Genomic DNA, 12,940 nt, shown 5'->3' on the forward strand with positions numbered 1-12,940 from the left:
CGGTCTCTCGTTATCAAAGTTTGGTCAAGGACAGGCCAGCCCAGGTGGCGAGCAGCCCGCCGAATACGCTGATGGCAGCATAGCCCAGGGCCAGCGGCACCTGCCCGCTTTCGAGCAGGCGCACCGTATCCAGTGAAAAGGATGAAAAAGTCGTCAGCCCTCCGAGGAAGCCGACGATCAACCCGGCGCGCACCTCGAATGGCACCTCCGGGCGTATCAAAAACAGACCGTATAGAAAGCCGATCAGCAAACAGCCCACGATATTAACGGCCAGCGTCGCGGTATAGAAGTGCCGCGGCCAATTAGCGTTGACCCAGTTACCGGTGGCGAAGCGCAACAGCGTGCCGGCGATCCCGCCGACGGAAACCGCGATGATCAAGGGAACCACTATTTTCTCCGCTGCCGGGGGCTTAAACGGTCGAGTTGCGCCAGGTGGTTGAGCTTCTCGCCAATCTTCAATTCCAGGCCGCGTGGTACGGGCTGATAGAAGGGTTGAGGTTCGAGCTCTTCCGGAAAGTAGTCTTCGCCGGCGGCGTAGGCATCCGGCTCATCGTGGGCATAACGGTATTCGTCGCCATAGCCCAGCTGTTTCATCAGTTTGGTCGGGGCATTGCGCAGGTGCAGCGGCACTTCCAGGGAACCATGCTCGGTGGCGCTGCGCATCGCGGCCTTGAAGCCCATGTACACCGCGTTGCTTTTTGGCGCGCAGGCCAGGTAGGTGATGGCCTGGGCCACCGCCAGTTCGCCTTCGGGACTGCCGAGGCGTTCCTGCACCTCCCACGCCGCCAGGCACAGGCTCAGTGCACGCGGGTCGGCATTGCCGATGTCTTCGCTGGCCATGCGCACCACGCGCCGGGCCAGGTACAGCGGATCGCAACCGCCGTCGATCATTCGTGCGAACCAGTACAACGCGCCGTCGGGGTTGGAGCCGCGTACCGATTTATGCAGTGCGGAAATCTGGTCGTAGAACGCTTCGCCGCCCTTGTCGAAACGCCGACGGGTATCGCCCAGCAGGCTTTGCAGCAGATCGACACCAATCTCGCTGTTGTCTTCGGCAAGGTCCGAGGCGTTTTCCAGCAAATTGAGCAGGCGCCGGCCATCGCCATCGGCGGCCGACAACAGCATCTGGAAGCCTTCATCGCTCAAGGTCAGCTGGCGCTTGCCCAGACCACGCTCTTCGGTCAGCGCACGCTGTACCAGTTTGCGCAGCGCCGCTTCGTCAAGGCTCTTGAGCACGTAGACGCGGGCGCGGGAAAGCAAGGCGTTATTGAGTTCGAACGAGGGGTTTTCCGTGGTCGCGCCGATGAAAATCAGCGTGCCGTCTTCGACGTACGGCAGGAACGCGTCCTGCTGCGACTTGTTGAAGCGATGCACCTCGTCGACGAAGAGGATGGTGCGCTTGCCGTATTGCCCGGCCTGTTGCTTGGCGATTTCCACGGCCTGGCGGATTTCCTTGACCCCGGCCAACACCGCCGACACCGTTTCGAAGTGCGCGTCCGAGACTTCCGCCAGCAGACGCGCCAGGGTGGTCTTGCCCACGCCCGGCGGCCCCCAGAAGATCATCGAATGCAGGGCCCCCTGCTCCAGGGCTTCGCGCAATGGCTTGCCGCGAGCGAGCACGTGTTCCTGACCGACGTACTCGTCCAGACTAGTCGCACGCAAACGGGCGGCCAATGGCTGGGCAATCGGGGCACTGCGAAACAGGTCCATCACTAATTAAGAAACCTCATTGGGTCTGATGCCGATTCTGTAGGAGCGAGCTCGCTCGCGATGGACTCAAGGGCACCGCTGGGTGTCAGGCCGCCAGCGTTATCGTTAACGCCCATCGCGAGCAGGCTCGCTCCTGCAAGGGTGTTGTGTCTTATTCCTGGATCACGTCCGCACCCTTGGGGATGTCGAACTTGAATTTCGAGGCCGGGATCGGCTCGTTGGCCTTCACGCCGGTGAACAGGATATTGGTCCGCTGACCGACGCTGTCAATCAGTTGCATGTCATTGACCAGGCCATTGCGGAACGACAGACGCAGGCTGTCGAACAGGGTGTCCTTGGTTTTCGGCTTCAAGGTGAAGTCGATCACGCCGCCGGCTTCCTTGGCGCTGATGTCGAAGCTCTGGCTGATCTTGGACACGTCACCGGACAACAGCAGCGCTGGGGTCTGGGTCAGGCGCTGGTCGAGATTCTTGATGGTGGCCTGTTCCAGATCGGGGTCCCACAGGGTCACTTTCTTGCCGTCGGAGACCATGGTCTGCTCGGCTGGCGCATTGGTGTGCCAGTAGAACAATCCCGGGCGTTGCAGGGACATTTCACCGGCCGTTTCCTGCAATTGGGTGCCTGTGCCATCGAGGGTCAACTGGGAGAAACGTGCGGTCAGGGTCTGGGATTTTTCCAGCAGTTGGGTCAGACGCGCCACGTCCTTTTCATCGGCGTGGGCCGAGAGCGTGGTCAAGGCCAGTACCGGCAGCAGCATGCGGATAAGACGCATGGGAGTCCTCATAACATTCGTGGGAGTACGGACGGCGCCTCAAGACGCCGTCCTTCAAAAATCAGGTCAGTCGCGCACCGGGCCGGGGGCCAGGACTTCACGCGAGCCGTTGGTGTTCATGGACGTCACGACCCCGGCCATTTCCATGGCTTCGATCATGCGCGCAGCGCGGTTGTAGCCGATTTTCAGCTTGCGCTGAACCGCGGAAATGGACGCGCGACGGCTCTCCAGGACGAACTGCACCGCCTCGTCGTACAGCGCGTCAGCTTCGGGATCATCGCCGTCGCCACCACCGCTGCTGCCTTCAAAGCCGCTACCGGCCTCTTCGACACCGTTGAGAATGTCGTCGTTGTACTCCGGCGCACCGCGCAGTTTCCACGCTTCGACCACCCGGTGAACCTCGTCATCGGAAACGAACGCACCGTGGACACGAATCGGCAGACTGGTGCCCGGCGGCATGTACAGCATGTCACCGTGGCCCAGCAGTTGTTCGGCGCCGCCCTGGTCGATGATGGTCCGGGAGTCGATCTTGCTCGATACCTGGAACGCCATGCGGGTCGGGATGTTGGCCTTGATCAGGCCGGTGATCACGTCCACCGACGGACGCTGGGTCGCGAGGATCAAGTGAATACCGGCGGCACGCGCCTTCTGCGCGATACGGGCAATCAGTTCTTCAACCTTCTTGCCGACGATCATCATCATGTCGGCAAATTCGTCCACGACCACCACGATGGTCGGCAGCTTTTGCAGCAGCGGCGCTTCGTCGTGGATGCTTTCGCGCTTGTACAGCGGATCGCTCAACGGCTCGCCGGCGTCCTGGGCTTCCTTGACCTTGGCGTTGAAGCCCGACAGGTTTCGCACGCCCATTTTCGCCATCAGCTTGTAGCGTCGCTCCATCTCGGCGACGCTCCAGCGCAGGGCGTTGGCGGCGTCCTTCATGTCGGTGACCACCGGGCAAAGCAGGTGCGGAATGCCCTCGTAGATCGACAGTTCCAGCATTTTCGGGTCGATCATGATCAGCTTGGCGTCTTCCGGGCCGGACTTGAACAGGATCGACAGGATCATCGCGTTCACGCCCACCGACTTACCGGAACCGGTGGTACCGGCTACCAGCAGGTGAGGCATTTTCGCCAGGTCGGTGATCACCGGCTTGCCGCCGATGTCATGGCCCAGGGCCAGGGTGACCGGCGATTTGAAATTGTCGTACTCGGGGGTCGAGAGCACTTCGGAGAAACGCACGATCTGGCGGTCTTCGTTGGGAATCTCGATACCGACCGTGGTCTTGCCGGGAATCACTTCCACGACCCGCACACTGGTCACGGCCAGGGAGCGCGCCAGGTCTTTGGCCAGGTTGGCGATACGGCTGACCTTGACCCCGGCCGCCGGCTGGATTTCGTAACGCGTGATCACCGGACCCGGATGGATCGAGTCCACGGTAACTTCGACGCCGAATTCCTTGAGTTTGATTTCCAGCAGGTGACCGACCGCCGCCAGGGACTCCGGTGAGTAGTTGAGCTGTTTCTTTTCCGCAGGGTCGAGAATCGAGATCGGTGGCAAGGTGCCTTCCACGGCGCTGTCGACGAACAGCGGCGCCTGTTTCTCTTTCTGTACGCGCTTGCTTGGCTCGGGCGCCTTGACCGGGGCCGGTGCGATCACCGGCGGTACCTGCTTCTCGCGCTCGGACATGTGCTTGCTCAGCGCCTGCTCACGCTCGATCAGGCGTTCCTTGACCTTGGCCTGCTCACGTTTGTCGGTGACAGTCGGCGCGACCACGTCATGCACGCGATCATCGACTTCACGCAACTGCGCGACCAGTTGCTTGCGCTCGGTACGGGCCGCCCACCAGCGATTGGCCGCGCCCTGGAACAGTTCGAACAGGTCGAGGGTGATCTTGCCGGTGACGTCCATCACCTTGAACCAGGACAGGTCGGTGAACACCGTCAGGCCAAACAGGAACAGCGCAATGAACAGCAGCGTTCCGCCCTGGATGTTCAGGGCGTTCTTTGCCAGATCGCCGAGGCTTTCCCCCAGCGCGCCGCCAGCACCGGCCGGCAACCCGGTCGCGGCATGGAAATGGATGTGCGCCAACGCAGCGCCGGACAGCACCAGAAACACCAGGCCGATCAGCCGCCAGGAAAACAGCCAGCCGCTCCACTGCCATGGCTCGTGGCGTTGACGGAATATCTGGTAGGTCTTGATCGCCAGCAGCAGCGGGAAGACGTAGGCGAAATAACCGAGCACCATGAACAGGATATCGGCGCTGTAGGAGCCCGCCGGCCCGCCGAAGTTCTGTACGTCGTCGATCTTGCTGTTGTGACTCCACCCCGGATCGTCCTTGCCATAGGTCAACAAGGCCATCATCAGGAACAGGCACAAGGCACCAATGGCGATCAATGCACCTTCCTTGAGTCGGTAGTGCAAATGCTGACGCCAGAGCGGAACGACGGCTGGTTTAGGTGCTGCGGTGGATTTCTTCAAAACGCTTCTTTTCCTGCGCCTATGGCGCGTCCATCTGTTGAATGACTATAAAAACTGCCAAAAAAACTGCCCAATCCAGGCAGGTAAAAAGTTAACGGGCGTAACAAGTACTACTTTTAACATTGCGCCTCGGTTTTTATAAACACGAAACGCACTGCTTATTTTGTTACAAACACTGTGACAGCCACGCATTGTACGGGTTTGTTCGTCCGATGCCATGCTTGAAACCTTAGGTTTCAGCATAGTCAAAAGCACATTACGTGCGACTCAATTTGAGCACGCATTCTCTTTTGTGACAAAGGCTTATGAGGTGTTTTTATGAGCGAAGCGAAGCATCACCGCCTGATCATTCTGGGTTCCGGCCCCGCCGGTTACAGCGCAGCCGTGTATGCCGCCCGCGCCAACCTCAAACCCGTTGTCATTACCGGCATACAGGCAGGTGGCCAGCTCACCACCACCGTCGAAGTCGATAACTGGCCCGGCGATGTCGAAGGCCTCACCGGCCCTGCCCTGATGGAGCGCATGCAAAAACACGCCGAACGCTTTGACACAGAGATCGTCTACGACCACATCCACACGGCCAAGTTGCAACAGCGCCCGTTTGAACTCACGGGAGACAGCGGAACCTATACGTGCGATGCGCTGATTATTGCCACCGGGGCCTCCGCGCAATACCTGGGGCTGCCCTCGGAAGAGACGTTTGCCGGCAAAGGGGTTTCGGCTTGCGCGACTTGCGACGGCTTCTTCTATCGCAATCAGGTCGTCGCCGTGATCGGTGGCGGCAATACGGCGGTTGAAGAAGCGTTGTACCTGTCCAACATTGCCAGGGAAGTGCACCTGATTCACCGTCGGGACAAGTTGCGCTCGGAGAAGATTCTTCAGGACAAACTCTTCGAGAAAGCCGCCAATGGCAATATCCGCCTGCACTGGAACCAGCATCTGGATGAAGTGCTGGGCGATGCCAGTGGCGTCACCGGTGCGCGCCTGCGCGACAGCCTCACCGGAGCCACCCAGGAGCTGCCGCTCGCTGGCGTGTTCATTGCCATCGGCCACAAACCCAACACTGACCTTTTCACCGGCCAGTTGGAAATGCGTGACGGCTACCTGCTGGTCAAGGGAGGCAGCGAAGGCGATGCCACTGCGACGGCCATCGCCGGGGTATTTGCCGCTGGCGATGTGGCCGACCACGTCTATCGCCAGGCCGTCACTTCCGCCGGAGCAGGATGCATGGCGGCGCTGGACGCGGAAAAATACCTCGACGACATTCCCATCGCTTGACGGCACACTGGGTGGTGGGCCGACAATCGCCACTACCCTCCCCTCTCTGCAAGCCCGGACGCCATGCTGACTTGGTTACAACGCAATACCCTGACGTTCCCGCCGCTGGACAAAGCCATGCGCGACCCCAACGGTCTGCTGGCCGCCGGCGGCGATCTGTCCGCCGATCGGCTGATCCGGGCGTACCGGCACGGTTGCTTTCCCTGGTTCTCGGAAGGCCAGCCGATTCTCTGGTGGTCGCCGGACCCGCGCACCGTGCTATTTCCCGACGAACTGCACGTCTCGCGCAGCCTGAACAAATTGCTGCGCCAACAACGCTATCAGGTGACCTTCGACCAGGATTTTGCCGCCGTCATCCGTGCCTGCGCAGCGCCGCGCGACTACGCCGATGGCACCTGGATCACGCAAGCCATGCAGGACGCTTACCTGGAACTGCACAAGCGCGGTTATGCGCATTCGGTGGAGGTCTGGGATCAGGGTGAACTGGTTGGCGGGCTGTATGGCCTGGCAATGGGGCAATTGTTTTTCGGCGAGTCCATGTTCAGCCGCGCCGACAACGCCTCCAAGTATGGCTTTGCCACCTTGGTGCAACACCTGAAAGACTGGGGTTTCGTGCTGATCGATTGCCAGATGCCGACCGACCATCTGCATAGCCTCGGTGCGCGAGCGATTCCCCGCAGCGCGTTTGCCGGCTATCTGTCGCAGTACCTGGACCATCCCAGCCGTGCGACCTGGGTTTGCTGAGCGACTTTCGCGCGCGTGGCTTACACTTAGAGACGCCCCCTAATTAAAAGTTTATCCCGAGGGTTGATCATGACCGAGTTGGCGCGTTTGAAGTTCTATGCCACTCAGCCCCACTCTTGCAGTTATCTGCCAGAGGAGCAGGCTACAACCCTGTTCCTCGATCCTAGCCAGCCCATGGATGTGCATGTCTATGCGGACCTGTCGGAAATGGGTTTTCGTCGCAGTGGCGATCACCTCTATCGGCCGCATTGTCAAAACTGCAATGCGTGCGTGCCTGCACGCATCCCTGTAGGACAATTCACCCCCAACCGTCAGCAGAAGCGCATTTTCAAACGCAATGCCGACTTGCAAGTACGCCCGGCCAAGCCAGGTTTCAGTGAAGAGTATTTCGACCTTTACCAGCGCTACATCGAACAGCGTCATGCCGATGGCGACATGTATCCGCCGAGTCGCGATCAGTTTTCGACATTCCTGGTACGTGACCTGCCTTTCTCGCGCTTCTATGAATTTCGCCTCGACGGGCGGCTGCTGGCCATCGCTGTCACCGACCTTCTGCCGAACGGTCTGTCCGCGGTCTACACCTTCTATGAGCCTGCCGAAGACCGCCGAAGCCTGGGGCGTTTCGCGATCCTGTGGCAGATTGGCGAGGCCCGGCGCCTGGGGCTGGACGCGGTTTACCTGGGTTACTGGATCAAGAACTGCAAAAAAATGAGCTACAAGACGCAATATCGACCCATTGAACTGCTGATTAACCAGCGCTGGGTTGCCCTGAACTAGAGCACGGCCTAAACCCCTTGGCTTGAACCCCACTTTTCGGGCACAATGCACGCCGCTTTTGCCTGGCGCAGTTGCACCGGGCCATTCATTGGACACCGAGGGCTTTACTGCATGTCGAAAGAAGACAGCTTCGAAATGGAAGGCACTGTCGTCGACACCCTGCCCAACACCATGTTTCGTGTGGAGTTGGAAAATGGGCACGTCGTAACCGCGCATATTTCCGGCAAGATGCGCAAGAACTACATTCGTATTCTTACCGGTGACAAAGTGCGCGTCGAGCTGACGCCCTATGACTTGAGCAAAGGGCGCATCACTTACCGCGCTCGCTAAGGTAGGAGCTAGCTTGCTCGCGAAAAACCTGAGGGTACCGCGTCAAGCCAGACTCCCCGCATCATCGTTGACGACCATCGCGAGCAGGCTCGCTCCTGCAAAGACAGCGTCCGCTCGCTAATCAAGTCAACACAAAACGCCCGGCATTGCCGTAATGCTGTTCACTTAAGCATTTGAGTCAAAGCCGGGCTTCCTGGAAAATCCGATGCCAGACCTCTGGCATCGGATTTTTTATGTCTGTTCAACAGGACTTGCTCGACCTCGGCGACCTTTTCAACTTCTGTGACTTGAGCACTTTCACTCAAAATATTCCCATCGAGTGGGTCGCGTCTGCGCTGGATTTGTCCAGCCAGGCCACTATCCGGCGGCGTCGCTTGCCTGCCGACCAAGTGCTCTGGCTGGTGCTCGGAATGGCATTGTTTCGCGACGAACCTGTTCATGAAGTCGCCCGGCGTTTGAACATCTGCGCCCAAGGTCTGGCTTCTGACCATCTGTTGGCCCGTAGCGGTGTGACCGAGGCCCGCAAGCGGCTTGGGGCCGACCCGGTTGAGTGGTTGTTTCGCAAAACTGGCACTCAATGGGGCGCGCAGCGCTATCCCGATGATGCCTGGCAGGACTTGCAAGTATTTGCGGTCGATGGTGCGCTTCTGCGCACGCCGGATACACCTGAGTTGCGAGACCATTTCGGTTCTGGAAACACCTCGACCGACCGCCAGACTCCCTTTCCCATGCTGCGCCTGGTGGCGCTGATGAATGTGCGTTCGCACCTGATCCTGGATGCACAACTTAGCCCTTACCGACGCAGCGAAATGCGTCTGGCCGATGAGTTTTTGCAGAAGATTCCCGACCACTCCGTGACGCTGTTCGATAAGGGATTCTGGAGCGCCGATCTCATGCTCAGCCTGAGCGGCGACGGCAATCACCGCCATTGGCTGATTCCGGCAAAAAAGGGATTGGTTTGCGAGGAGGTAGCCCGTTACAACCAGAACGATCGTTTGGTGCGTATGAAAGTGTCGCCGCAAGCCAGAAAGCGAAATCCGACTCTTCCTACACACTGGGAGGCGCGTGAAGTCAGTTATGAAATTCAAGGCAAAGTAAAAACAGTCATGACATCGTTGCCGGCCAAGACCTACAGCACAAAGGCCGTTGCCACGTTGTATCAAGAACGCTGGGAAATCGAATTGGGCTTCAGGGATATCAAAAGCTCAATGCAGCAGAACGCAGTGACCTTGCGCAGCAAAAAAGTCGACCTGATCTACCAGGAAGTATGGGGGCTGTTGCTGGCTTACAACGTGATTCGCCGGGAGGCGAGTCAGGCAGCAGTGGCGTTTGGCCGAGCGCCGTCGGACATCCGATTCAAGCCGGCTTGCCAGTACATCGCCGTGCAGTTGATCGTGATGGCTGCGGCCAATCCCGTTTCGGCGACGGGTAGACGGTTAGCAGAACTAAGAAAAGGCGTTGCCGGGCTGTTTCTGGATCACCGCCCAAGGCCTTCAAGGCCAAGGACGGTGAAAATTTCAAAAACCCGATTTCCGGTGGACCGTAAGGCTGCTCCGCTTAAGTGAACAGCATTACGGCATTGCCGGGCGTTTTTGTTTGTGCGGGGAGCGAGCTTCAGGCAGACAGCAAAAAGGCGCCAATCGGCGCCTTTCTGCTTTGCAACGGTTTAACCTCAGGCCATTTCGGCCGTGGTCTCGAACTCGAAGGTCAGCTCGCCGTCCTTGATGTCGATGTGCACCACACCGCCATGTTCGGCCAGTTCGCCAAAGAGAATCTCCTCCGCCAGCGGACGCTTGATCTTGTCCTGGATCAGGCGAGCCATTGGTCGAGCACCCATCGCTGCGTCGTAACCACCGGCTGCCAGCCAGCTGCGGGCCGCATCGGAAACCTCCAACAGCACACGCTTGTCTTCCAGCTGCGCCTGAAGCTCGATGAGGAACTTGTCCACCACGCTCTTGATGACCTCGTGACTGAGGCGACCAAACTGAATGATGGTGTCCAGGCGGTTACGGAATTCCGGCGTGAAGCTTTTCTTGATCACTTCCATCGCGTCGGAAGAGTGATCCTGATAGGTGAAACCAATCGAGGCACGGGCTGCGGTCTCGGCACCGGCGTTGGTCGTCATGATGACGATCACGTTACGGAAATCCGCCTTGCGCCCGTTGTTATCGGTCAACGTACCGTGGTCCATGACCTGCAGCAGCAGGTTGAAGACTTCCGGATGCGCCTTCTCGATTTCATCGAGCAACAGCACGCAGTGAGGCTGCTTGGTAATGGCTTCAGTCAGCAGGCCGCCCTGATCGAACCCGACATAGCCCGGAGGCGCACCGATCAGACGCGATACGGTGTGGCGCTCCATGTACTCGGACATGTCGAAACGAACCAGCTCGACACCCAAGGCCTTGGCGAGCTGACGCGCCGCTTCGGTTTTACCGACACCGGTGGGACCGGCGAACAGGAACGAACCGACAGGCTTGTCAGGCGACTTGAGTCCGGCTCGGGACAGCTTGATCGCGGTCGCCAGGGAGTCGATCGCAGCATCCTGACCAAACACCGTCAACTTCAGGTCACGCTCAAGGTTACGCAGCAGCTCCTTGTCGGAACTGGTGACGTGTTTTGGCGGAATCCGCGCGATTTTCGCGACGATGTCCTCGACCTGAGCCACCTCGATGCGCTTTACGCGCTTCTCGATCGGCTGCAGGCGCTGGTAGGCACCCGCCTCGTCGATGACGTCGATGGCCTTGTCCGGCATGTGCCGGTCATTGATGTAGCGCGAGGCCAGTTCGGCAGCGGCGCGCAGGGCTTCATCACTGTATTCGATATTGTGATGGGTCTCGAAACGCCCTTTCAGGCCGCGCAGGATACCGATGGTGTCTTCCACCGAAGGCTCGGATACATCGACCTTCTGGAAGCGCCGAGCCAAGGCACGGTCCTTCTCGAAGATGCCGCGGAATTCCTGGAAGGTCGTCGAACCAATGCACCGGATATCACCCGACGACAGCAGCGGCTTGAGCAGGTTAGAGGCGTCCATGACGCCGCCGGACGCTGCACCCGCACCGATGATGGTGTGGATCTCATCGATGAACAGGATCGCCTGCGGACGTTTTTTCAGTTCATTGAGCAACGCCTTGAAGCGCTTCTCGAAATCACCGCGATATTTGGTCCCGGCCAGCAAGGCCCCCAGATCAAGGGAGTAAACCACGCTATTGGCCAGCAGGTCCGGCACCTGGTTGTCGACAATGCGCTTGGCCAGGCCTTCGGCAATCGCGGTTTTACCCACGCCCGCCTCGCCTACCAGCAGCGGATTGTTTTTGCGACGACGCGCCAGGATCTGCGCAACGCGCTCGACTTCCAGCTCACGACCGACCAACGGATCGATACGACCCTGGCGCGCGAGTTCGTTGAGGTTACTGGCATAAGCATCCAGTGGGTTGCCTGAAGAAGAAGACTCACCGCCCTCGTCGTCCTGCATATCTTGCTCGCCCTCAGAGTGATCGCCGTGCCCTGGCACCTTGGAAATGCCATGGGCGATGTAGTTGACGACATCGATACGGGCAACGCTCTGCTGTTTCAGCAGGAACACTGCCTGACTCTCTTGTTCACTGAAGATCGCGACCAGCACGTTGGCGCCAGTCACTTCACGTTTGCCCGAGCTCTGTACGTGAAACACAGCACGTTGCAGTACACGCTGGAAGCCCAGGGTTGGCTGGGTTTCGCGGTCCTCGTCATGCACGGGGATCAACGGCGTGGTGGAGTCGATGAACTCCTGCAGGTCGTGCTTGAGTTTGTCGAGGTTTGCGCCGCAGGCACGCAAAACGGTGGCGGCAGCCTCATTGTCCAATAGGGCCAACAGGAGATGCTCGACGGTCATGAATTCATGACGCTTCGAACGAGCCTCCTTGAAGGCAAGATTGAGGGTGACTTCGAGCTCGCGGTTTAACATAGCTTCACCTCATACCCAAGTGTCCGGCGATTAACCGTCCTTCTCGATTTCACAGAGTAGCGGATGCTGGCTTTCCCTGGCGTACTGGTTGACCTGCATGGCCTTGGTCTCGGCGATGTCGCGGGTAAACACTCCACATACTGCCCGCCCTTCTGTATGGACGGCCAGCATGACCTTGGTCGCCAGCTCGCGATTCAGGTTAAAAAACACCTCGAGCACTTCGACGACGAAATCCATCGGTGTGTAGTCATCATTGAACAAAACCACCTTGTACATCGGCGGCGCCTGTAGAGCAGGCTTGGCCTCCTGAACAGCAATGCCTGCGGAATCGTCGTCGTGTAAATCAGGGCGATCCTGATTGAATGTTAGTCGAATCTGGCTGATTGCATGCATGGAAAGAAAGGTTCGTCAGTTGTGCAAATACAGTGGTGGGGGCAGCTATGGCCAATTTCAACTCCGACTGCCGGGTCACCTTGACTATCAGCAAAACGGTGTTACAACCAATAGAGCCCACAGTGGGTAAAAAAGGTCCGCGGAGTCAACTTTTTTCGAAAAGGCGACTGCGGATGAACTGGATGATACTCCAGTGATGGAGTCTGTTGCAGAGGGATATGTGTATGGCAGTCGGCAAGGTCAAGTGGTTCAACAACGCCAAGGGTTACGGCTTCATCAACGAGGACGGCAAGACAGAAGATCTGTTTGCCCACTACTCGGCCATCAAAATGGATGGCTATAGAACCCTGAAGGCCGGACAGGCTGTGACCTTCAACATCATCCAGGGGCCCAAGGGGCTGCATGCGGTCGAGATCAACGACGCCCTGGCCAAAACCACCACCGCGACTACCACTACCGCCTCCACCAGCACCCACGGCACAGCTCTGAGCTGACCGCCCCAGCCATGAAAAACG

12 protein-coding genes are annotated in these 12,940 nt (G+C 58.8%); 6 read left to right on the forward strand and 6 right to left on the reverse strand.

The window, feature by feature from the left end; translation table 11 throughout:
* Positions 1-13 precede the first annotated feature (13 nt).
* The 4 genes from crcB to ACX3YF_RS27900 all read right to left on the reverse strand — a co-directional run bounded on the left by crcB (position 14) and on the right by ACX3YF_RS27900 (position 4,960).
* Complete coding sequence (crcB, locus tag ACX3YF_RS27885; RefSeq protein WP_130211205.1) at positions 14-388, reverse strand: fluoride efflux transporter CrcB; 375 nt, start codon at positions 386-388, stop codon at positions 14-16.
* Positions 388-1,710 (reverse strand): replication-associated recombination protein A, encoded by a 1,323-nt coding sequence (locus ACX3YF_RS27890; RefSeq protein WP_448646319.1) that lies wholly within the window; start codon positions 1,708-1,710, stop codon positions 388-390. Before ACX3YF_RS27890 ends, crcB begins: the two co-directional genes overlap by 1 nt.
* 151 nt (positions 1,711-1,861) lie before the next feature.
* Positions 1,862-2,482 (reverse strand): outer membrane lipoprotein chaperone LolA, encoded by a 621-nt coding sequence (gene lolA, locus ACX3YF_RS27895; protein WP_047527704.1) that lies wholly within the window; start codon positions 2,480-2,482, stop codon positions 1,862-1,864.
* A gap of 66 nt (positions 2,483-2,548) precedes the next feature.
* Complete coding sequence (locus tag ACX3YF_RS27900) at positions 2,549-4,960, reverse strand: DNA translocase FtsK (protein ID WP_130211204.1); 2,412 nt, start codon at positions 4,958-4,960, stop codon at positions 2,549-2,551.
* A gap of 318 nt (positions 4,961-5,278) precedes the next feature.
* On the opposite strand from ACX3YF_RS27900, the gene trxB reads away from it, so the two are divergent.
* From trxB to ACX3YF_RS27925, 5 genes are all read left to right on the forward strand, one after another.
* Positions 5,279-6,238: a thioredoxin-disulfide reductase gene (trxB, locus tag ACX3YF_RS27905; protein ID WP_130211203.1), complete on the forward strand. Its 960-nt coding sequence runs from the start codon at positions 5,279-5,281 to the stop codon at positions 6,236-6,238.
* Positions 6,239-6,301: 63 nt separating this feature from the next.
* A complete protein-coding gene (gene aat, locus ACX3YF_RS27910; RefSeq protein WP_130211202.1) occupies positions 6,302-6,982 on the forward strand; it encodes a leucyl/phenylalanyl-tRNA--protein transferase in 681 nt (226 codons plus the stop codon).
* Between the two features lie 69 nt (positions 6,983-7,051).
* On the forward strand, positions 7,052-7,759 hold the full coding sequence (locus ACX3YF_RS27915; protein ID WP_047527699.1) for an arginyltransferase: 708 nt from the start codon (positions 7,052-7,054) through the stop codon (positions 7,757-7,759).
* 111 nt (positions 7,760-7,870) lie between these two features.
* Positions 7,871-8,089 carry a translation initiation factor IF-1 gene (gene infA / locus ACX3YF_RS27920; RefSeq protein WP_002553999.1) on the forward strand — a complete coding sequence of 73 codons (219 nt, stop codon included), beginning with the start codon at positions 7,871-7,873 and terminating at the stop codon, positions 8,087-8,089.
* A 233-nt stretch (positions 8,090-8,322) separates the two neighbouring features.
* Positions 8,323-9,654: an IS4 family transposase gene (locus ACX3YF_RS27925; RefSeq protein WP_458974668.1), complete on the forward strand. Its 1,332-nt coding sequence runs from the start codon at positions 8,323-8,325 to the stop codon at positions 9,652-9,654.
* 107 nt (positions 9,655-9,761) lie between these two features.
* On the opposite strand, the gene clpA is transcribed toward ACX3YF_RS27925, so the two are convergent.
* The gene (gene clpA / locus ACX3YF_RS27930) at positions 9,762-12,032 is read right to left on the reverse strand and encodes an ATP-dependent Clp protease ATP-binding subunit ClpA (protein WP_047527693.1); all 2,271 of its coding nucleotides are present in this window, start codon (positions 12,030-12,032) and stop codon (positions 9,762-9,764) included.
* Between the two features lie 30 nt (positions 12,033-12,062).
* Positions 12,063-12,425 carry an ATP-dependent Clp protease adapter ClpS gene (gene clpS, locus ACX3YF_RS27935; protein ID WP_015094394.1) on the reverse strand — a complete coding sequence of 121 codons (363 nt, stop codon included), beginning with the start codon at positions 12,423-12,425 and terminating at the stop codon, positions 12,063-12,065.
* Positions 12,426-12,649: 224 nt separating this feature from the next.
* On the opposite strand from clpS, the gene cspD reads away from it, so the two are divergent.
* The gene (cspD, locus tag ACX3YF_RS27940) at positions 12,650-12,919 is read left to right on the forward strand and encodes a cold shock domain-containing protein CspD (RefSeq protein WP_130211201.1); all 270 of its coding nucleotides are present in this window, start codon (positions 12,650-12,652) and stop codon (positions 12,917-12,919) included.
* The last annotated feature ends 21 nt before the right edge of the window (positions 12,920-12,940 follow it).

It is taken from the genome of Pseudomonas fluorescens group sp. PF-69 (assembly GCF_054481235.1).